The sequence below is a fragment of the Gemmatimonadota bacterium genome (assembly GCA_016719105.1).
In the GTDB taxonomy this organism is placed as follows: domain Bacteria; phylum Gemmatimonadota; class Gemmatimonadetes; order Gemmatimonadales; family Gemmatimonadaceae; genus SCN-70-22.
Window position 1 is genome coordinate 679511 of sequence record JADKAQ010000001.1, and the last position, 21023, is coordinate 700533.

Here is a 21023-nt window from a genome sequence, read left to right on the forward strand (position 1 = left end):
CGCACCGTCACGCGGCCCCGATCAGCGCGACGCGCAGGACGCCCTGACGTGCATCCCAGATGGCGGCACGCGTCCCAACCACGGGGGCGTCTTCGAGCACCTCGCGCACCAGGACCGAGCGATCGCCCTCGAGGTTGCGTTGCTTGAGCACGAGGCCGCCGGCCGCCGCCCCGCGGGTGGGGAGGAGCCACAGTTCGCGGTCGCGCTTGAGGGCGAGGATGGTGTCGCCCGGGAAGTACGTGCGCGCCACGTCGGCCTGCAGGACGAGGTAGCCGTGGCTCGTGAAGAGGACCTCGGGCACGTCAGGCGACGGCATCGGCCGGCTCGTGCAGCTGACGGAGAAGGAGGTCGGCCAGCGCGTGCATGGTGCGCTCCACCGGTGGCGACAACGGATCGCCCACCGTGAGGCTCTGCGCTTCGATGAGGTAGACGTCGATGCGCGACGGATAGTCGTCCTTGAGCGCCCATCGCGCGAAGGCGAGGGCGTGGTCCCACCGGAAGGCGTGCAAGTTGACGCCCGCGAGCGGGGGAAGGTGCTCCACATCGCTCCCTTGCAGCTTGAAGAGCGCGCCCGGTTCGGAGCCACTGGTGCAGGCGTCGACGAGAATGACGTGCGCGACGCCGCGCATCTGGAAGGCGACGTCCATACCGCCCGTCCCGCCATCGGCGCAGCGCACGCCAGGGGGCAACCCGCGCTCCCACAGGTGGCGGATGAGGATTGGCCCCACCGCGTCGTCGCCGCGCAGCAGGTTTCCGCAGCCGATGATGAGGGTCTGCGTCGTGGTGTGCTCTGGAGTGCGAGCGGGCCCGGTGGAATCCACCGGACCCGTCGCGTCGTGATCTGTCACCGAAATGACCGGCTCACGGGACCGCTCCATCGATCAACCTAACTCGCCGATACGGAAGCGCGAGAGTTCCTTGCCGCTCTTCTCGTCGTACGCGTGCACCGTGCACACGAGGCACGAGTCGAACGACCGGGCGACGTGTCCCATCTCCACCGGATCGCTGGGATCGGTGATCTGCGCGCCGATGAACGCCTGCTCCATCGGGCCCAGCGTCCCCGTACGATCGCGCGGGCCGATGTTCCACGCGGTCGGCGTGATGACCTGGTAGTTCTCGATTCGGCCGTTGCTCAACACGAGCCAATCGGCGAGCGCCCCGCGGGCCGCTTCGGTCGCGCCAAAGCCGCGCCCCTGCTCATGCTCCACCGGCTTGTTGTAGAAGCGGTCGTGCAGGTCGATCTGGTCGAGCCACTGGCGGGTGTACTTGAAGTACTTCGGCGCCTCGTGCATGCGTGCCATCACGCGGGTGAAGATGCTGGGCCCGTGCTGCTGGACGATGTCGCGGAAGAGCGGATCGAAGTCCTGGTGCGCGGCAGCGTTCGGCTTGCCGGCGATCACCTGACGCGCGAGCGGCCCCACCTCGAGCGGCTTGGCACCCTGCCCGGGGAACGTCGTAACGCGGCGACTTGGCCCACGAGTACTTGTCCTGCTTCTTCCCCTCGAGCGGATCGATCGGGTCGGTCTCACCCTGCCACGGGTGCAACGACTTGTCGCCGCGGTAGAACGAGTGCGCCGTGTCCTCGCGCACGTTGAGGTGATCGAAGTCGTGATACCCCTTGCCGTCGTAGATGCCGGAGCGCGTGATGAGCGCGTCGTTGCGCCCGTCGACGGTGGGATGGTCGTACAGGTCGGGCTTGAAGAACGTCCCCGTCGCGAGGTACGAGCCCACACCGCCGCCATACTTGTGCAGCCCGGCCGCCAAGGCGAAACGGATGAACAGGGCGCAGTCGGACTTGCGCTGTGACTCGTTCTCGTCGGCCCACGCCAGCATCTCGTCCCAGCTCTTGATCTCCAGCCAGCGCTCGATGGAGCAGCCCAGCCACTGCTTCTCCAGCCACTCGCGCTTCCACATGTCGAGGATGGCGATCGAGCGCGTCACGTCCGACAGCGACGGGGCGCACATCACGCCCCCCGGGATCATGAACGACGAGTGCGGCCACTGCCCGCCGAAGATGGCGTACACTTCGCACGGCTTGGCCGACAGCGTGACGCCCGGCTCGAAGCTCGTCCCGACAAACGGGGCAAAGCGACGCACCACTTCGTCGTACTCGGGGAGCTTCGCGTAGTTCTTGTTGGTCAGGTCGATCGCGAACAGGGCGTAGAACCAGCGCGGAATCGACAGCAGCGTCTCGCAGGCCTGCGCGATGTTGCGGATGAGCGTCGCGTTGTGCGGCACGTGCGTCTTCCACGCCGTGTCCAGCGCGTAGACCGCCTTGGTGAGGTGGCTCCCGCCGCAGATGCCGCAGATGCGCGGCGTCACGATCAGCCCCGCCTGCGGATCCTTCCCGCGCAGGATGATCTCGAAGCCGCGAAACATGCTCGCTTCGGTCCAGGCGCTGGTGACGACACCGTCACGCAGCGAGATCTTCAGGTCCAGGTCGCCCTCGACACGTCCGAGCGGGGAGATCCGCATGTCGGACGGCATGGGCATGGTCGTCGTGGCCATTACGTATGCTCTGTGTCGAGGGTGATCAGACGACGAACATGTCTTCTTTCGCCCACTTGGGCGCCGCGATGCGCGCCGCCGCTGCATGGGCCATGTACGACACATGGTCGGTCCCGCTCGGGACTTCCTTCGGGATCGTGCCGCTGATCTTCTGCGTCTTGAAGACCGTTCCCGGCTTGAGGTCGTGGAACGGGAACTCCGGCTCGGTGCACCCGGTGCAGGGCATCCCGGCGCGCGTCTTGGACGACTGGCGATTCCAGAGGATGCGGTTGCACGGCGAGTGCGTCATCGGGCCGCGGCAGCCGAGTTCGTAGAACAGGCACCCCTGACGGGTCCCCTGGCCGAACTCCATCGTCGACTGCTTGTACTCGAAGTACTGCACGCGCGTGCAGCCGGTCTGCGTGAACGTCTTGAAGAACGTCACCGGGCGCTGCAGTTCGTCGAGCGCGATGTCGCCGGCGCGACCGGCCGCGATGGCCACCAGGATCTGCGTGACCCAGTCCGGATGCGCGGGGCATCCCGGGATGTTGACCACCGGCAGTCCCCACTTGGACTTGAAATCCGCGCCCAGGAAGCCGCCGTGGTTCCGCTTGAGGTACTGGAGCCCGACGTTGTCGACCGGGTTCGGCTCCGTGGCGGGGATCCCGCCCCAGCACGCGCAGTCGCCCAGCGCGACCACCGCCCCGGCCTGCGCCGCGAGTTCGCGAACCCAGTCCTTCATCGGACGGTCGGCGAACATGTTGAAGCGTCCCGTTCCGTTGGGCCCGAGGATCACCGTCCCCTCAAAGACGAACAGGTCGAGCTGCTTCCGCCCAGCGGCGAGATCGTGCAGCAACCGCTGCGCGTTCTCGCCCATTTCCATGCCCAGCGAGGGATGCCACAGCAGGTCGATGCCGAAGTCGGTCACCAAGTCGCACGCACTCGGTTCCTCGGCGTTGAGGAACGACATCGTGTTTCCGGAACACGCGCCGCCCTGCAGCCACAACACGGTTGCCATTACGAGTCTCCTTCCCCATGTAAAGGATGGGTCAATCGAACGGCGCCACGTTGTCGCCGAGCCAGCAGGGCGACAATAGCAAGAACTAGGTAGCGCCCCCGCCAGCGGCCGTGCGCGGCAGCAGGATCAGCCCGCGCTGCGACGCCACGCGGATCAGCTCCACCTGATTGTGCACCCCCAGCTTCTGCATCAGGTTCGCCCGGTGCCGGGTCGCCGTGTGCGGCGAGATGTTGAGCTGTTCCGCCACCTCCTGTGTCGTGTGCCCGTTGGCGATGAGCTGCAGGACCTCGCGTTCCCGCGTCGTGAGCTGCGAGGGATTCGTCGCCGCCGCGTGCACCTGCGACCGATCGATCGTCGACGCCACGTAGCGCTGCCCGCGCATCACGGCCTCCAGCGCGTGGAACAGCTCGTCGTCCATCGCGTCCTTGAGCAGGTAGCCATCGGCTCCGTCGTTCATCGCCTGCGCCACGAAGTGCGCCTCGTCATACATCGAGAGGATCAGCACCCTCGGGCGGATGGGAAGGGTGCGCAGGCGACGCAACGTCTCCAGCCCGTCCATGCGCGGCATCGACATGTCGAGGATGACGACGTCGGGCTTCTCCTGCATGGCGCTCACGATCGCCGCCTCCCCGGACCCCGCCTCCGCGACGACGCGAAAGCGCCCGTCGGTGTGGAGGAGCGCCGCGAGCCCGCGCCGAACGAGGGCGTGGTCATCGACCAGGAGAATGCGATGCGGGGCCATCAGCGGGGGGGAACCTTGACCAGGAGCGTCGCACCGTGCCCAGCGCTGCTCGTCACGGCGAATTCGCCACCCAGCATCCCCACCCGCTCGCGAATGCCGAGCAACCCCAATCCGCCGCTGGTGGCCGTGGGATCGAAGCCGCAGCCGTCGTCGTGGATGCGCAAGTAGAGCATCCGGTCGCAGAGCCCTAACGAGATGTCGACCTGCGCGGCGTCGGCATGGTTGGCGACGTTGGTCAACGCCTCCTGCGTGATGCGGAAGAGCGCGGTCTCCATGTCCGGTGCCAGGCGCGACGGGAGGCTCGCGAGGTCGAGCGAGACGACGAGGCCCGAGCGGTCGCCCGCTTCCTGCGCCAACTGCTGCAACGCGGCGTGCAGGCCGAGCTGGTCCAGCGTGGGAGGGCGCAGGCGGCGCGCCAGCGTGCGCAGTCGCGCCGTCGCCTGGTTCACCTCGTTGCGCAGCTGTGCCAGCGGCTCCTTGATGGCCGGGAGGCTGTCGGGCACCGAGTGCGCCATCGCCTGCAGGGCGAGCTTGACCCCGACCAGCGCCTGTCCCGCCTCGTCGTGGAGTTCGCGGGCAATGTGCTGGCGTTCCGCCTCGAGGCGGTTCACGTGGTGCGCCGACAAGGCGCGGACCTCGTCGTTCTTGGCGGCGAGCGCCCCCACGAGTCGCGCGTTCTCGATGGCGACGGCCGTCGTGTTGGCCAACGATTCGAGGAAGGCGGCGTCGTGCCACGTGAACGGCTGGCCGCCGTCGCCGCGATGCAGCTCGAAGAAGCCCAGCACCTGATGCTCGCTGTTCTTGATCGGAACGCAGAGCGCGTACCGCACCTCGCCTCGCAGCTCCTCATCGGCCAGGCGGTCGTCGGGATAGTCGGCCGCGAGATACGGGAACTCGTTCTCGAGCACGTAGCCCGGAAGCCCCGCCTGACGCGTCCATCGACGCGGCGCCTCACACCACGCCCCGTGCCGCCAGCGTGCCTGTGAGACCATCACCAGGTCGTCGCTCGACTCGTCGCGCTCGGCGAGTCCTGCGCGCCCCCCGTCGGCGTTGAGAAAGCGTGCCGTGTGTTCGACCATGTCACGCACCAGCGTCGACGGGTCGCGCTGCTGGTTGACCGCCGCGCTGAACGCCAGCAGCGCCTCCATGCCGCGCGTCCATTCGCCGAGCTGGTCGAGCAGGATGGCGCGATCGAAGCCCACGACCGCCTGCTGGGCGATCGTCTCGAGGAGGCGAACGTCGAGGGGGCCGAACCCGGTCCCGACCCGCCGGTCGGCCGCCAGGAGCACGGCCACCGCCTGTCCCTGGTGATGCAGGGCAGGGACGACCACGGCCTGCCGAGCCCCCATTTCGTCCAGGGCGATCCCCGCCCCGGCAATCAGCGACGTCGCATCGTGCCCCACGAACAGCTGCCGGCGCTGGGCCACCCACTCCAGCAGCGCCCGCTGCGAATCGTTGGGCTGATCGTGCGTGATGCCCACGCCGTGCCGGGCGGTCGCCGATACCGTGACCTGATCGTTCACGACCATGGCCACGGTCGCCCACTCGCAGCGCATGGTCAGCACCACCTGCTGCGCCAGCGCCTGCGTGAGTTCGCGCGCATCGGGCTCCTGCGCCACCGCGCGCGCCGCGGCGTGCAGCGAGTCGACGGCTCCTCGCGCGCGGTCCATCCCGTCGCCGCCCACCGGCGGCGTGACTCCTCCCCCCGAAACTGTCGCTCCGGGGGGCGCGGTCATGCCGGGGCGGTCGCGCCGCGCTGCGCGACCCACGCCGCGCGCCGTTCCTGCAGCAGCGTCATCCACGCCGCCATCCCGGTCCCGCGCTTCGACGACACTTCGAGGATCGTCATCCCCGGCCGTACCTCGCGAATGGCCGTGTGCGCCGCCTCGCGATCGAACTCGCACGCCTCGGCCAGGTCCATCTTGGTGATGAGCGCGACGTCGGCCGAGTTGAACATCGTGGGATACTTGAGCGGCTTGTCCTCGCCCTCCGTCACCGACAACAGCGCCACGCGCAACGCTTCGCCGAGATCGTAGCTCGCCGGGCACACCAGGTTGCCGACGTTCTCGATGAAGAGGAAGTCGAGCGACGCCAGGTCCCAGTCGCCCAGGAATTCCCCGATCATCTCCGCCTCGAGATGGCAGCGCCCATGCGTGTTGATCTGTCGCGCGGGGGCACCGCTCCGCGCCAGTCGTTTGGCGTCGTTGTCGGTCTCGAGGTCGCCCACGAGCGCCGCGGCCTTGATCCCCGACGACACCAGGTCGGTGAGCGTGCGCTCAAGGAACTGCGTCTTTCCCGTCCCTGGACTCGACACGAGGTTCACCACGTACACCCCCGCCTGCTCGAACCGGCTCCGGAGCGCGCGCGCGAGTTCGTCGTTCTTCTTGAGGATCCCCGCGCGAACTTCGACGATGCGCGTCTGGCTCATGGCTCAATCTCCAACGAGGCAATCTCCATCTCGCGCCCCTGCCGGATCTCCCCGCATGGGGTGTCGCACGTGGGACAGCGAAAGCGCTGCACCCCGGGCAACTCGACTTCCATCAGGCAATGCGCGCACCACACGATCAATGGTAGCTCGACAATCTCGAGGCGCGAGCCTTCCAGCGGCGTTCCCTGCGTCGCAAGGTCATAACAGAAGAGCAGGGCGCCTGGCTCCACTCCGGCCAGGCGCCCCACCTTGAGCTGCACCGACACCACCCGTTGTGCGTTGGCCCGCTGGGCCGCCTCCGACGCTTGCTCGACGATTCCGTGGGCCAGTGACAGCTCGTGCATCGACCTCTACTTGAGGGACTGCCCGTAGGCCTTGGCCACGCGCAGCAGGAAGTCCAGGGCCCGATTCACATCCGGATCCTTAAGCTCGCGCATGAGCGCGAACACGCCAAGCTGCCTCGGCGCATGTTTGTGCGACTTCGCCTCGTCGTACGACTGTGCCGCCGATCGGCCGATGGAGCCGAGCACCGCGACGGTCTTCGTCTCCAGCATTCCGGAGGCGATCAGCGTCTTGCCCGCGTCCACCAGTGGCGGCAACGCCGTGAGGACCTCACGCACCTTCTGCACGTCGATGTTCGGCACGACGCCACGGAGGTCGTCCGCTCCCTGGGCCAGCGCCTGCGCGATGTCGTCACCACGCCGCAGCCAGCCGTCCAGCGCTTCGAGCGTGAAGACGGCCAGCTCGAGTCGCTCGATGAGCGCCTTGATGGAGCCGATCGTCTTCTCGTCGCCCAGCTTCTCCAGGATCCCCGACTCCATCAGGCGCGCGAACGCGGGGTTGTCGGTGGCGTCGGCCAGCTTGACCCCCGCCTTGGCGAGCTTCGGCAGCTTCTCCACCACTTCCGCCGTCCCCGCCTCTCCTGCCAGCTTGCGCAGATCGGCCATGCTCGAGGCGACCGAATCGGCCACTACGTTGGCGCGTCCGAGGAAGCCGTCGAGCGCTTCGGCGACGAAGGCGATGACGTCCAATCGGTCCAGGAGGCGGTTGAGCGCCTCCACGGTCTTCTCCTCGGAGAGGCGGGCCAGCAACTGCTCTTGAGCTGTAGTGCTCGGCGGGGGGAGGGTGATCCCCATTGTGGTCCTCCGGTAGCGGGGTTCGGGCGATGCCGGGACACAGTATGGCCCGCCGCCCTCACGCGTTATGGCATGAACATGCTATTCCGACCACCCGGGCTTCGGCCACAACGTGGCGATCATGACCGCCGGCCCCGTGCTGCCCCCCATGGCGATCGTTAGGCGCCACGTGCACGTGCGCGGGGTCGTGCAGGGGGTCGGCTTCCGACCCTTCGCCCATGCCCTCGCCGGCCGCTTCGGCGTCGGCGGACACGTCGGCAACGACGGCGCCGGGGTCTTCCTCGAACTCGAGGGAGAAGAATCGCGGGTGGACGCCTTTCTCGAGGCCCTGCGGGTCGAAGCACCCCCCCTCGCCCGCATCGAGTCAGTGCACGCCGTCGCCCTCGCCCCTCGTGGGGAGACGGCCTTCCGCATCCTCGCCAGCGCGGCGACCCCGGGCGCCGTGACCCCCGTCGCCGCCGACGTGGCGCCGTGCGCCGACTGCCTGCGGGAACTCGAGGATCCCGCCGACCGGCGCTATCGCTACCCGTTCATCAATTGCACCAACTGCGGTCCGCGGTACTCCATCGTGCGTGACGTGCCGTACGATCGGCCGAACACGACGATGGCGGGCTTCGTCATGTGCGAGGCGTGCCAACGTGAGTACGACGCCCCGGACAACCGACGCTTTCACGCGCAGCCGAATGCCTGCCCCACGTGCGGTCCGACGCTCGCCTGGCACCGGATCGACGTCCCGGACGCCGCGCCTGAGGTGGGCGAGGCGGCGATGCGGGAAGCGCTCGCCATGCTTACGCGCGGCGGCACCGTGGCGGTGAAGGGGGTGGGGGGCTTTCACCTCGCGTGCGATGCGACGCGTGAGGACGCCGTGGCGCGGTTGCGCGCGCGCAAGCAACGGGCGGAGAAGCCGCTCGCCCTGCTCGTCGCCGATGTCGCGACGGCCCGTCGGTTCGCGACCGTCTCCCCTGCCGAGGCGACGCTCCTGCAGGCCCCGGAGCGTCCCATCGTCCTGCTCGCGCGCCGCACGGCGCCCGACCACCCCCTCGCCTCCAGCGTCGCCCCCGGCCAATCGACGCTCGGCGTGATGCTGCCGCCGTCGCCGCTGCATCACCTGCTTGCCGCCTTTGGGCCCCTCGTGCTCACGTCGGGGAACCTCAGCGAGGAGCCGATCGCCCGCGACAACGATGAGGCGCTCACGCGCCTCGCCCCGATCGTCGACGGCTTCCTGACGCACGATCGTCCGATCCATGTGGTGTGCGACGATTCTGTAGTGCGCGTCCACGAGGAAGGCGAGCTTCCGATACGCCGGTCGCGCGGCTACGCCCCGTATCCGGTTCGCCTGCCGCATGCGGTGCCGTCTATCCTCGCGGTCGGCGCGGAACTCAAGGCGACCGCGTGCCTCACGCGCGACCGGTACGCCTTCCTCACGCCGCACATCGGTGACCTGGGGAACCTCGAGACGATGGAAGCGATGGAGCGCGCCTGCCATCATCTGGAGCGCCTCTTTCGCGTGCGCCCCGCGCGCATCGCCTGCGACCTGCATCCGGGCTATCGCTCGACGCAGTGGGCGCGCACCATCGCCGCCGAGCGTGGGCTCCCCGTGGTCGCGGTCCAGCATCATCACGCGCATCTGGCCGCCCTGTTCACCGAACACGCCCTTGCGCCTGACGAGCCCCTCCTCGCCTTTGTCTTCGACGGCACCGGCTACGGGACCGATGGAACGATCTGGGGGGGGGAAGTCTTGCTCGGCGACGTGCGAGGCGTCGACCGGGTCGCGCACCTCGCCACGACCCCCCTTCCGGGAGGCGATGCCGCCGTCCGCCATCCCGCGCGTGTCGCGCTGGCCCAACTGTGGGCAGCAGGCTACGACTGGGATGGCACGGCCTCCGCGGCTGCCCTCGGCGTCACGGAGCGCCGCATCCTCCGCACCCAACTCGAGCGTCGGATCAACTGCGCCACGACCTCCTCGATGGGTCGGTTCCTCGACGCGGCCGCCTCGCTCGCCGGCGTGCGCCAGGCCGTGAGTTACGAGGGGCAGGCGGCGATTGAGTTCGAGGCCCTCGCCCTCGCGGGCGCCGACGGCGATGGCGATTATCACTTCCCGCTGAGCGGTGGGGACAGCGTCCCCGTCGTCTTCGACGGCGCCCACGTCCTGCAGCGGGTCGCGACCGACCGAGCGCGCGGCCGGTCGCCGCGCGATATTGCACGGGCGGTCCATGACGCGCTGGCGGCGTGCATCGTCGCCGTGGCCGATGCTGTGCGGGCGGCACGCGGCGTCAACCGCGTCGGGCTGACCGGCGGTGTGTTCCAGAACGTGCTCCTCCTCTCGCTCGCGACCGCGCGCCTGCGCGCCGCGGGATTCACTGTGTATACGCACCACCGGGTGCCACCTAACGACGGCGGGCTCGCGCTCGGACAGGCGATGGTCGCCGCCGCGACGGAGGACGTGTCATGAACGTGGGGATGCTGACGTTCGTCGGCGTGGGGTTCCTCGTCGGCTTCCGTCATGCCTTCGAGCCCGATCACCTCGCCGCCGTCACCACGCTGGCCACGCGTGGCCGCGGGCTGGGGCACGCCGCGCGGCTCGGCGTCGCGTGGGGGATCGGACACACGGCCAGCGTCGCCATCGTCGCCGTCGCCCTCATCGTGCTTGGCGTCCACGTCCCCGACCGCTTCTATCGCATCGCCGAGATGGGCGTCGCCCTCCTGCTCGTCCTGCTCGGCGTCTCCACGCTCTGGGGCGAAGCGCGACGGCACCGTCGTGGGCTCGGCCTCCCGCACGCGCACGCCCACGACGCGCACGCTCCGCATTCGCACGACCCCGGCATCCGGACGGTGACACGCTCCCTCTGGTTTGGGGTCGCCCACGGCATGGCCGGAAGCGGCGCCGTCGTCGTGCTGCTCGTCGCCGCGGCCTCGTCCATCCAGGCGCAGTTTGGCTACCTCGCCGCGTTCGGGCTCGGCACGGTGGCGGGCATGTCGACCGTCTCTTTCCTGACCGGCGCCGTCTCCGGCCTCGCCGCTGCGCGGAGCGACCGCGTCGCGAGCCGCATCCGCGTTGGCGCAGCGCTCGCCTCGTCGCTCGTTGGGGTGATGCTCGGGTGGCGGACCTTTCTCGGCTAGTGCCGAGCGCGCGTCGCCACGGGCTCCAGCTCCATTCGTTCGGCCAGCGCCGCTGAGGGGACGGCGCGCCGGCCACTCCCGGTGAATCCCCGGGAGGCGCATGACGGGAGTGAGATGTTCGGGATCGGAGGGCGTCGCGGTTAGATTCCTCCCCCTATGTCCAAGCGCCCCATCCCCGAACTCCTCGCACCGGCCGGCTCCATCGACGCCGTGCGGGCCGCCGTGGCCAACGGCGCCAATGCCGTCTACCTGGGCGCGGAGCGATTCAACGCGCGGGACGAGGGGGCACAGCTGTCGCTCGACGAGCTCGAGCAGGCCTGTGTTATCGCCCACGCGGGCGGGGCGCGCGTCTATCTCACGCTCAACATCCTGGTCAAGCCCGCAGAGCTGACCGACGCCCTCTCCCTCCTGGGCGAGGCGATCGACCGCGGAATCGATGCGGCGATCGTGCAGGACCTCGGGCTCGTGCGCCTCATCCAGCGCGTCTATCCCGGCTTCGAAATCCACGGCTCCACGCAGATGACCGTGCATGATGCCGACGGGGCGCGCCTCATGCGCGACGTTGGCATCGAGCGCGTGGTGCTGTCGCGCGAGAACACGCTCGACGACGTGCGCGCCATTCGCGCCGCCGTCCCCGACCTCGGGCTCGAGACCTTCGTCCACGGCGCGCTCTGCATCTCGTACTCCGGGCAGTGCTTCATGTCGGGGATGATCTCCGAGCGGAGCGCCAACCGCGGCTCGTGTGCGCAGTCGTGCCGCAAGGACTACGTGCTCACCGACACCACGACGGGCGCGGAACTCGATCGTGGCTACCTCATCTCGGCCAAGGACCTGGCGGCGCACGACCAGATCGCCCAACTCGCCGAGATCGGCGTCGGCTGCCTCAAGGTCGAAGGTCGCAAGAAGAAGCCCGAGTACGTCGCCACGGTCACCCGCACGTATCGCGACTTCCTCGACCGCGTTGCGGCTGGCGAGCCCGTCACGGCGACGGCGGACGAGGTGCGGCCGCTCGTGCAGATCTTCTCGCGCGGCTTCACGAGCGGGATGTTCACCGGGCGCGCGGGGCGCACGTACATCACGCGCTCCCAGCCTGACAATCGAGGGCACGAGCTCGGCGTCGTCGTCGGGCGCGACGGGCAGGAGCTGCTCATCGACGTCACGCATCCGGTCTGTCCGGGTGACGGGCTCGGCTTCGAACCCCCCGAGGGGGCCGCCGGCCAGCCGACGGGCTTTTCCATCACCAAGGTACGTACCGTCAGCGAGCGTGCCGGGGTGATTCGGCAGGCCATCGCCACGCGCGAGTGGGTGAACGCGGGGTGGCGCGTGGTGCGTAGTGCCGAGGCGGCGCTGCTCGAGCGCGCGCGCGCCTCGTTTGCCGCGCTCCCGGTTCCGGTGCGTGGGCGCCGGCAGCGACTCGACGTGCGCCTGTTCGGCAGCGCCGGTTCGCCGCTCAAGGCGATCTTCACCGCCGGCGACGAGGTGGTGGAGCGCCGGAGTGAGACGGCGCTCGCCCCGGCCGCGCAGCGCGCCCTCGACTACGCCAAGCTGCGCGAACAGCTCGGGCGCCTGGGCGAGACACCGTTCACGTTAGGCGCGCTCGACGTGACGGCGCTCGCCGACGGGCTCTTCCTTCCCGTGAGCGAGATCAACCGCCTGCGGCAGGCGGCGGTCGACGAGCTGCTGGTCCGGCGTGACTGGGCACGCGTGGCCCAGCTGGCAGAACGCGATGCGCGCATCGCCGACGCCGTTTCGACGCCGCCGGCGCCAGCCGTCCCGGTGCACGATGGCTTCACCCTCTCGGCGGAAGTGGCGTCGCTCGAGGATGCGCGCACCGCCGCGGCGGCGGGCGCCACGGAGGTCATCTTCGACCCGTTCCTGCGCCATCCCATTCCGCCGGCCTCGCGCCTGGCGACGCTGCGCGACGAGCTGGCGGCGAGCGGCGTGACGCTGCGCCTGCGCACCCCCACCATCGTGCGTCCCGAGGAACGGCGCACCCTGGACAAGTGGCTCGCGTTGCAGCTCCCGATTCTGACCGGGCATGCCGGTCTCGCGGTGGCGCTCGCGGGCGGGGGGCGCGACGTGGCCGCCGACTACGCCGTGAACGTCTTCAATGCGTACACCGCCGCCGAGTTCTTCTCGCGGGGCGTCGCACGCATCGCCGCGTCGGTCGAACTCACCGCCGACGAGATCGTGCAGCTGGTGGCGCCGTGGGAAGGGCGCGGATTCGAGGTCGTCGCGTACGGCCGCCCCGAGGGGATGACCATCGAGCACTGTGTCCTTTCGGCGGCCTTCGATCGGGAGGCCACGACCTGTCGTGACCTCTGCGTACAGAAGCACCCGGTCGTCGAAATCACCGACCCCGCCGGCTATACCTTCCCCGTCGCGACCGACGCGGCGTGCCGGAATCGCCTGCTGCACTCGCGCCCGATCGAAGGGTCCGAGTTCGTCCCGCGCCTCTGGGCGGCCGGGGTGCGGAGCTACCGCCTCCTGTTCAACGTCCCGGGCGACCCCGTCGCCTTGGTCGTGGGCGAGTTCGCACGCCTCTGCTCGGCCCTCGCACGCGGCGAACAGGCGCCGGCGCTCGCGGTGCGGGAACGCCTCGAGCATCAGTTCACGCGCGGTCACTTCGCGCGCGCGGTCTAGTCGCTGGAACGGCGGGGGGCCCTGCGTGGGGCCCTCCCGTCGCGTCAAGCCGTTCTCGTCAGGCGGGTCGCGTGGCGTCCAGCCGAAGCCGGATCTCGAACAGGAGGATCGTCGGCGTGTACGGCTTCTCGAGCACGTGCGCGCCCGTCGCCTCGACCTCCGCCACCTTGGGCGAGTCGCCGGGATACCCGGACATGAAGAGGACCGGCAGCTCGGGCCAGCGTTGCTGGAGTCGGCGCGCCAACTCGGCTCCCCCCAAACGCGGCATGACGACATCGGTGACGACCAGGTCGACCGGGGTGGGGCGTGCCGCCACCAGCTGCAACGCCTCTTCGCCATCGCCGGCGTCGAGCACCACGTAGCCCGCGCGGCGCAGCGCGCGGGCGGTCGAGGCTCGCACGTCCCCGTCGTCCTCGACGAGGAGGATCACCTGCGCGGCATCACCTGGCGATCGCGGGTGCTCCTCGAACGTCGCGGCACTGCGCCCCTCATCGCGCTCCTCGGTGCTCGGGAGCCAGACGCGGAAGGTCGACCCCCGTCCTTCCACGCTCTCCACCTCGATCTCCCCGTTGTGCGCCGTGATGATGGCGTGGCAGGTCGCGAGCCCAAGTCCTGTGCCGCGCCCGGGCATCTTCGTCGTGAAGAACGGCTCGAACAGGCGCTGGCGCACCTCCGCGCTCATCCCGAGCCCCGTATCCTGGACCTCGAGCACGACGCCAGCCGAGCGTGTGGCCCCGCCGTGATCCTGCCGGGGCGCCCCGCGGAAGCTGCGCAGCTGCAACTCCCCCCCGTGGGGCATGGCATCACGCGCGTTCACCGCGAGGTTGACGATCACTTGCTCGAGCTGCGCCGGATCGGCCAGCAGGAGGGGGAGGTCGTTCCCTAACGAGATGTGCAGGGTGATCGTCTCGCCCAGCAATCGGCGCAACATCATCGCCAGGTTCGCGAGGAGCGTATTGGCGTCGAGCACCCGGGGGCGACTCACGTCGCGACGGGCGAAGGCGAGGAGTTGGCGCGTCAGCTCCGAGGCGCGCGTCCCGGCCCGTCGGATCTCCTCCAGGTCAGGCGTGATCCCATGCTCGTCCGGGACCGCCTCGCGCGCGAGTTCCGCGCTCGTGAGGATCGATGTGAGGAGGTTGTTGAAATCGTGTGCGATGCCTCCCGCCAGCCGTCCGATGCTCTGCATGCGGTTGGCGTGCATCACGCGTGCGTCGAACTCCGCCGGATCCGCCGAGAACGAGGTCGCGCCGTCGTCCGTTGGCCCCTCGAGTAGCAGGGCGGCCAGTCGCGACGGCGCCGGCGGAAGGGCGGGGGCGTCGCTCGGGAGCGGATCCACCAACGTGGGCGCATCCGCGCCTGCCTCGGCCGCCGCCACGCCTCGGTGCTCGTTGGCCGACCGCGACTGGCGACCCTCCCGCGGTCGTTGCCAGAGCGCCGCCGCGTAGTAGACCGACGTCGCGCCCAAGAGGCCGCCGAGCACGATCGGGAGCAGCGACGATACGTCGGTAGGCGGCGACGTCGCCGCCTGCAGCAGTGCCACGGCGAACTGGACTGCGCCGGCGCCGCCGAGCGCCAGGACGCCCCACGGAGGTGCCGGGGACGGCACGTCCTCGAGGGAGCGGGCGCGCGTACGTCGTATGAGGACCTGCCCCCCGAACAGCGCGCCTAACGTCACGGCCGTCCAGAGGGCGACTGAATCGATCAAGGCATCCGTCATGCTGGAGTCGGGCCGCGCAAGGCGCGGGGCCGCCGCGCGCCCGGGGCTCCTCGCCCTCGGCAGCGTCGCAACGCAATGGATTGGGATGATATGGCGTGATTCGGGTGAGGGTAAGTGGTGTTCCCGGCCACACGTTCTTCGCATGTCACGCATTGCGTCACCGACAGACGAGATGCTGCGGCGCTTTGGCATCGCCGCCTTGCGTCCAACCCAGCGCGCCGCCTTCGACGCGGTCGCCAGCGGCCGCGACGTGCTCGTCATCCTTCCCACGGGCGGCGGCAAGTCGCTCTGCTACCAGCTGCCGGCCGCCTGCGGACTCACGCCGTCGCTGGTGATCTCCCCGCTGGTGGCCCTGATGAAGGACCAGGTCGATGCGCTCCGCCGTCGGGGCCTGCGCGCGGCGCAGCTCTCGGGGGCCGTGAGCCAGGAGGAGCGCGAGGCGGCCTGGCGCGCCCTCGAGGCCAAGGCGCTCGATCTCCTGTATCTCGCCCCCGAGGCGCTCTCGGCGCCGCGCACGCGCGAACGCCTGGCCCGCGCCGCCCCGCGCCTCCTGGCCGTCGACGAGGCGCATTGCATCTCGGAGTGGGGCGAGTCGTTCCGGCCGGCGTATCTCGCCCTCGGCGCGGTGCGCGAGGCCCTGGGCGCACCGCCCACCGTCGCGCTCACGGCCACCGCCACCCCGCGCACGGCCCGCGACATCATCGGCCGTCTCGCCCTGCGCGATCCCCTGGTGCTCGCCGGCGGCTTCGATCGCGCGAACCTCCGGCTGCGGGTCGAGCCCGTCCCCGATGACACCACCCGCCTAACGCGCCTGCTCGCCCTGGCGCGTGGCGCCCCCGGTCCCGCCGTGATGTATGCGTCCACGCGACGCGGCACCGAGCAGCTGGCGGCCGCCATCACCCGCGGCGGCATCAGCGCCGCCCCCTTTCACGCCGGGCTCCCTGCCGGGGAGCGCGGGCGCCTGCAGGACCGGTTTCACGCCAACGACCTTGCCGTCATCGTCGCCACCAACGCCTTCGGCATGGGGGTCGACAAGCCCGACGTGCGCCTCGTGGCCCACGCCGAGCCGCCGCTCACGCTCGAGGCCTACTATCAAGAGGCAGGGCGGGGCGGGCGGGACGGGGGGATGGCGGAGTGCCATCTCTTGTGCGGGCCTAACGATCTCGCGCGGGCCCGGGCGCGCCTGGCCGCCGGCCGCGTCACCGAGCCACTGCTCCGGCGGTTGGTCGCGTGCGTCGCCGCCACCGAGGCCCACTGTGCGCACGCGGCCACCGAAGGTGATGCCACGGTGCCCCTGGCCCAAGCCACGAACACGCCGGCCCGGGACGTGGCCGCTGCACTCCGTTTGTTGTGCGAAGCCGGGGTGCTGGAACCCGGCCCGCGCGGTGGGATCCTCCGCCTTGTCGCGACCGATCGTCGGCTCGCCACCGACCCGACGCTCGACCCGGCGGACGTCGCCGCGCTCCAGGCGCTCCGGTCGTGTGATGAGCGCCTCGCGCGTCAGGGCGCCCCGCTCCCGCACCGCCTCCTCGCCGGTGTGGCGCCAGGCGGTGACGTCGCGCGTTTCCTGGCACGCGTGCAGGGACGGCAACTCGGCGTCTGGTATCCCGTGGGGCCCGCGTGGCGCATCACGCGCCCCCCGTCGGACGCCGTGCTCGCACAGCTGGTGGCGCGTCATGCCACGCGTCAGGCACGCGATCTCTGGCGCCATGCGCAGCTCGCGCGACTGGTGGAGACGACGCGTTGCCGCCGTCTGGTCCTGCTTCGATATTTCGGCGACGCCGGGCCGGCGGGACCATGCGGCGCGTGCGACGTGTGCGGTTGCGGGGCGTGACCCCCGCCCCTCATCAGTCGTGTGCAGGCGGGACGAGCCGGACCTAACGCCGCGCACCGCAAGGCGACGCGCCTCCACGACATCGATCGGTATGGACGATTCGCAGTACTTTTCCGAGCAGCACTATCAGGTCCGCGACATGGTCCGGGCCTTTGCACGTGACGAGGTCGCCCCCGTCGCCGCCCGCTACGACGCCAGCGCGGAGTTCCCCTGGGAGAACATCGCCAAGATGGCCGAACTCGGGCTCCTCGGCGTCCCGTGGGCCGAAGAGCTCGGGGGCGCGGGGCTCGACCTCACGAGCTACATGCTCGTCATCCACGAGCTGGCCAAGGTCGATGCGTCGCACGGGCTCACCGTCTCCGCTCACACGACGCTCGGCACCTCCCCCATCGTGTATTTCGGGAACGACCAGCAGCGTCAGCGCTTCGTGCCGCTCCTGGCGTCGGGGCGCGTCATGGGCGGCTTCGGCCTCACCGAGGAGGGGGCCGGCAGCGACGCCGGCGGCACGCGCACGACCGCGGTCAAGAAGGGCGATCGCTACATCCTGAACGGGTCCAAGCGCTTCATCACCCACGGAGGGGTCGGCGAGATCTTCGTCGTCACCGCCGTCACCGACCCCACCAAGGGGACGCGCGGCGGGATCTCCGCCTTCATCCTCACCAAGGGGAACGACGACCTGGTGCGGGCGCAGGAGCATGGCATCGGGCACGCCCCGGAACTCGTCCCCATGCCTGGCTTCAAGTCGGGGCGCAAGGAAGACAAGCTCGGATGGCGCGCCTCCGACACGCGCGAACTCATCTTCGAGGACGTCGAGGTCCCTGCCGAGAACCTGCTAGGCGCTGAGGGCCATGGCTTCTCGAACTTCATGCGAACCCTCGACGCGGGGCGCATCGGGATCGCCGCGCTCTCGTTAGGGATCGCCGAGGGAGCGTTCGAGGAAGCGCTCAAGTACTCGACCGTTCGCAAGCAGTTCGGCCAGCCGATCTCCTCGTTCCAGGGGATCTCGTTCCAGCTCGCCGACATGGCCACGGAAATCGAGGCGGGGAAGCACCTCGTGTACCACGCGGCCTCGATGCTCCAGCGCGGCCTCAACGTCACCAAGCCGGCCGCCATGGCCAAGCTCTTCTGCTCCGAGCTGGCCATGCGCGCGACCATCAAGGCCATCCAGGTGCACGGCGGCTACGGCTACACCAAGGAGTACCCGGTCGAGCGCATGATGCGCGACGCCAAGATCTGTGAGATCGGGGAAGGGACGAGCGAGATTCAGCGCCTCGTCATCGCCAGGGAGCTGCTGAAGGACGTCACGGCGTGACCCTTTCGCGTCTCGCGTCACGGCTCCGGCTCCCCCTCGGCTTCGTGGTCGGGGGGCTCTATCTCGCCTTCGCCCGCCCCAGCCGAGAGACGCTGCTCGCCGGCGCGATCGTCGCCTTCCTCGGGATCCTCGTCCGGGCCTGGGCGGCGGGGCACATCATCAAGAACGACAAGCTCGCGACCACCGGGCCCTACGCCCACACCCGCAACCCGCTGTACTTCGGGGGCTTTCTCATCGCCTGCGGCTTCGCCATCGCCGCGCACTGGGCGCTCCTGATCTTCGTGGCCGTCTTCTGGTTGCTGATCTACGGCCCCACGATCGCGCGCGAGCGCGCCAAGATCCTCGAGAAGTTCCCCGACACGTATCCCGACTTCGAGCGGAATGTCCCTGCCTTCTTTCCTCGTCTTACCGCGTGGAAGGGCTCCGGGCAGGGGGAGGGAACCCCCTTTAGCGCCGCGCTCTACATGCGGCATGGCGAATGGCGGGCGCTGATGGGCTATCTTGGGGGCATGACATGGTTGGTCTTGCGACTGCGGGGAGTCATCGGATGAGGCAGGGGGCGATCGTCGCCGCCCTGGTTCGCCGCGTCTCCTCCGGGGTCGCGTCGCTTTTCACGCGGACGCGCGCGCGACTCGCGCACGTCCGGCTGTTCACGCCGAGTCCGGCGGCGCGCGTGTCGCGCCGTCCCGGCTCGGCCGGTGCTGTGGTGCGTGTCTCGAGGGTGACTCCTCGGCATCGCACGTCGGGTCGCATCCACCACGGGTTCACGCCGTTTCCGTCCGCGGCGACGCGGAGCCCAGTGGTGACGACCTCGACGTGGTCGATCGCGCGCGCCGTCAGGCCATTCCGTCGGTCTCTGCGTCGCCCGGGGAGCGCTGGTCTTCCCGGGACCGCACCCACCCTCTCATGCGTCCGCCCTGCCATTGGCCTCGAGTCGCGAAGCCGGTGGCGAGGGGGGACTTCCGATGAAACGCGAGATACTCATCAGCTCGACGTCGCGGGAAATCCGCGTCGCCATCATCGAGGACGACCAGCTCGTTGAAATGCTCGTCGACCGCCCCGAAGCACGGCGGATGGTCGGCGACATCTATCTGGGGAAAGTCGAAGCGGTCCAGCCCGGGATCCAGGCGGCCTTCGTCGACATCGGGACCGAGAAGAGTGCATTCCTGCATGCCTCTGACCTCGTCGTTCCCGGGAGCGACGACGACGAGGACGACGATGGCGAGGAAGAGGAGGGCGAGGAGGCCGAAGACGCCCCACGCCGCTCGCGTCGCGCCAAGGCGCCCCCCATCCAGGACGTCATCAAGAAGGGCGACACGCTGATCGTGCAGGTGTCCAAGGAGCCCATCTCCACCAAGGGGCCCCGGGTCACCGCCGAGGTGTCGCTGGCCGGGCGCTTTCTGGTGTACATGCCGCACGCCTCGCGCGTCGGGGTGAGCCGGAAGATCGGCGACCGGACCGAGCGCGCCCGCCTGCGCGAACAGGTTGAGGCCATTCTTCCGCCCAAGTCGGGCGGGGTGATCGTCCGCACCGTGGGTGAAGATGCGACGCCAGAGGCCTTCCAGCGCGAGCTCAACACGCTGATGGCGACCTGGAAGCGGGTGAAGAAGAAGACGACCTTCGTCCGCGCCCCCGTCCAGCTCCACCGCGAGACCTCGCTCACCCGCGGGATCATCCGCGACATCTTCAGCACCAAGGTCGAGTCGATTCAGGTCGACTCCAAGCAGGTCTTCAACGAGATCGTCGAGTACCTCAAGGGGATCGCCCCCGAACTCATCGAGCGCGTTCAGCTGTATGAGGGGAACGTCCCGCTGTTCGACAAGGCGGAGATCGAGACCGAGATCCGCGACCTGTTCAAGCGTCGGTGTGAGCTCCCGTCCGGCGGCTACTTGATCATCGAGCCGACCGAGGCGTTGGTCTCGATCGACGTGAATTCGGGGCGGTTCACCGGCAAGAAGGACCCCGAGAAGACCATCCTGAAGACCAACCTCGAGGCCGCCCGTGAGGTCGCCCGACAGATCCGCCTGCGCGACATGGGGGGGATCATCGTGGCCGACTTCATCGACATGGAGACCAAGAGCAACCGCGATCGGGTGCTCCAGGAGATCCGCACCCACCTGGGGCGCGACCGAGCCCGTACCAAGGCCTTTCCGGTCTCCGATCTCGGGTTGATCGAGATGACGCGCCAGCGCGTCCGCCAGAGCCACCTGCAGCAGATGACCGAGGCATGTCCGACCTGCAACGGGACCGGTCGCGTCTTCACCCCCGAGACTATCGCGCGCCGCGTGGAGCGGTCGGTGAAGCGGATGGCGGTCGAGGGGCGCCGGGAACCGTTGGTGGTGAAGCTGCACCCGGAGGTCGCCCTGTACGTGCTGGATCAGGAGAAGGACTATCTTCGGAAGCTGGAGAAGGCGGCCGGCTTCGCGGTGGAGATGCGCGATGATCCGCTCCTGCGCCCCGACGAATTCAAGCTGGTGGTGAAGGGAGCAGGGCGGGACGTAACGCAGCAATACTCGGTCGCGTAGCGGGTTGACCGAACCCTATGCCACGACTAGCTTTTCGGGCTCGCATTCTTTTTTCCGTTTC

At 69.5% G+C, this 21023-nt stretch carries 16 protein-coding genes and 1 pseudogene; 7 read left to right on the top strand and 10 right to left on the bottom strand.

Translation table 11 applies throughout. The features are described from left to right. Positions 1-7 precede the first annotated feature (7 nt). The 9 genes and pseudogenes from IPN47_02960 to IPN47_03000 all read right to left on the bottom strand — a co-directional run bounded on the left by IPN47_02960 (position 8) and on the right by IPN47_03000 (position 7811). The gene (locus tag IPN47_02960) at positions 8-316 is read right to left on the bottom strand and encodes a hydrogenase maturation protease (protein MBK9407006.1); all 309 of its coding nucleotides are present in this window, start codon (positions 314-316) and stop codon (positions 8-10) included. Beyond that, entirely contained in the window at positions 303-878 is a 576-nt protein-coding gene (locus IPN47_02965) for a hydrogenase maturation protease (GenBank protein ID MBK9407007.1), read from the bottom strand. The genes IPN47_02960 and IPN47_02965 overlap by 14 nt, the downstream gene beginning before the upstream one ends. A 3-nt stretch (positions 879-881) precedes the next feature. Next, positions 882-2487: pseudogene (locus tag IPN47_02970) on the bottom strand (nickel-dependent hydrogenase large subunit). Positions 2488-2533: 46 nt separating this feature from the next. Beyond that, complete coding sequence (locus IPN47_02975; protein MBK9407008.1) at positions 2534-3505, bottom strand: hydrogenase; 972 nt, start codon at positions 3503-3505, stop codon at positions 2534-2536. Between the two features lie 85 nt (positions 3506-3590). Next, a complete protein-coding gene (locus IPN47_02980; GenBank protein ID MBK9407009.1) occupies positions 3591-4247 on the bottom strand; it encodes a response regulator transcription factor in 657 nt (218 codons plus the stop codon). Continuing rightward, entirely contained in the window at positions 4247-5983 is a 1737-nt protein-coding gene (locus IPN47_02985; GenBank protein MBK9407010.1) for a GAF domain-containing sensor histidine kinase, read from the bottom strand. The genes IPN47_02980 and IPN47_02985 overlap by 1 nt, the downstream gene beginning before the upstream one ends. After that, complete coding sequence (gene hypB / locus IPN47_02990) at positions 5980-6675, bottom strand: hydrogenase nickel incorporation protein HypB (protein ID MBK9407011.1); 696 nt, start codon at positions 6673-6675, stop codon at positions 5980-5982. The genes IPN47_02985 and hypB overlap by 4 nt, the downstream gene beginning before the upstream one ends. Next, the gene (gene hypA, locus IPN47_02995) at positions 6672-7019 is read right to left on the bottom strand and encodes a hydrogenase maturation nickel metallochaperone HypA (GenBank protein MBK9407012.1); all 348 of its coding nucleotides are present in this window, start codon (positions 7017-7019) and stop codon (positions 6672-6674) included. The genes hypB and hypA overlap by 4 nt, the downstream gene beginning before the upstream one ends. A gap of 6 nt (positions 7020-7025) precedes the next feature. Then, the gene (locus IPN47_03000) at positions 7026-7811 is read right to left on the bottom strand and encodes a DUF1641 domain-containing protein (protein MBK9407013.1); all 786 of its coding nucleotides are present in this window, start codon (positions 7809-7811) and stop codon (positions 7026-7028) included. A gap of 121 nt (positions 7812-7932) precedes the next feature. Here IPN47_03000 and hypF point away from each other — a divergent pair, with 121 nt between their 5' ends. The 3 genes from hypF (at position 7933) to IPN47_03015 (ending at position 13574) form a co-directional block, all read left to right on the top strand. Next, positions 7933-10263 (top strand): carbamoyltransferase HypF, encoded by a 2331-nt coding sequence (hypF, locus tag IPN47_03005; protein MBK9407014.1) that lies wholly within the window; start codon positions 7933-7935, stop codon positions 10261-10263. After that, a complete protein-coding gene (locus IPN47_03010) occupies positions 10260-10931 on the top strand; it encodes a sulfite exporter TauE/SafE family protein (protein ID MBK9407015.1) in 672 nt (223 codons plus the stop codon). Before hypF ends, IPN47_03010 begins: the two co-directional genes overlap by 4 nt. Before the next feature lie 156 nt (positions 10932-11087). Beyond that, positions 11088-13574 (top strand): U32 family peptidase, encoded by a 2487-nt coding sequence (locus IPN47_03015; protein MBK9407016.1) that lies wholly within the window; start codon positions 11088-11090, stop codon positions 13572-13574. A gap of 58 nt (positions 13575-13632) precedes the next feature. Here the strand turns inward: IPN47_03015 and IPN47_03020 are convergent, their stop codons facing one another. Then, entirely contained in the window at positions 13633-15291 is a 1659-nt protein-coding gene (locus IPN47_03020; GenBank protein MBK9407017.1) for a response regulator, read from the bottom strand. 142 nt (positions 15292-15433) lie between these two features. On the opposite strand from IPN47_03020, the gene IPN47_03025 reads away from it, so the two are divergent. The 4 genes from IPN47_03025 to IPN47_03040 all read left to right on the top strand — a co-directional run bounded on the left by IPN47_03025 (position 15434) and on the right by IPN47_03040 (position 20962). Continuing rightward, positions 15434-17125 carry a RecQ family ATP-dependent DNA helicase gene (locus IPN47_03025; protein ID MBK9407018.1) on the top strand — a complete coding sequence of 564 codons (1692 nt, stop codon included), beginning with the start codon at positions 15434-15436 and terminating at the stop codon, positions 17123-17125. Positions 17126-17216: 91 nt separating this feature from the next. After that, entirely contained in the window at positions 17217-18437 is a 1221-nt protein-coding gene (locus IPN47_03030) for an acyl-CoA dehydrogenase family protein (GenBank protein MBK9407019.1), read from the top strand. Continuing rightward, positions 18434-18988 (top strand): isoprenylcysteine carboxylmethyltransferase family protein, encoded by a 555-nt coding sequence (locus IPN47_03035; protein MBK9407020.1) that lies wholly within the window; start codon positions 18434-18436, stop codon positions 18986-18988. Before IPN47_03030 ends, IPN47_03035 begins: the two co-directional genes overlap by 4 nt. A 414-nt stretch (positions 18989-19402) precedes the next feature. Continuing rightward, a complete protein-coding gene (locus IPN47_03040) occupies positions 19403-20962 on the top strand; it encodes an Rne/Rng family ribonuclease (GenBank protein ID MBK9407021.1) in 1560 nt (519 codons plus the stop codon). Positions 20963-21023 lie beyond the last annotated feature (61 nt).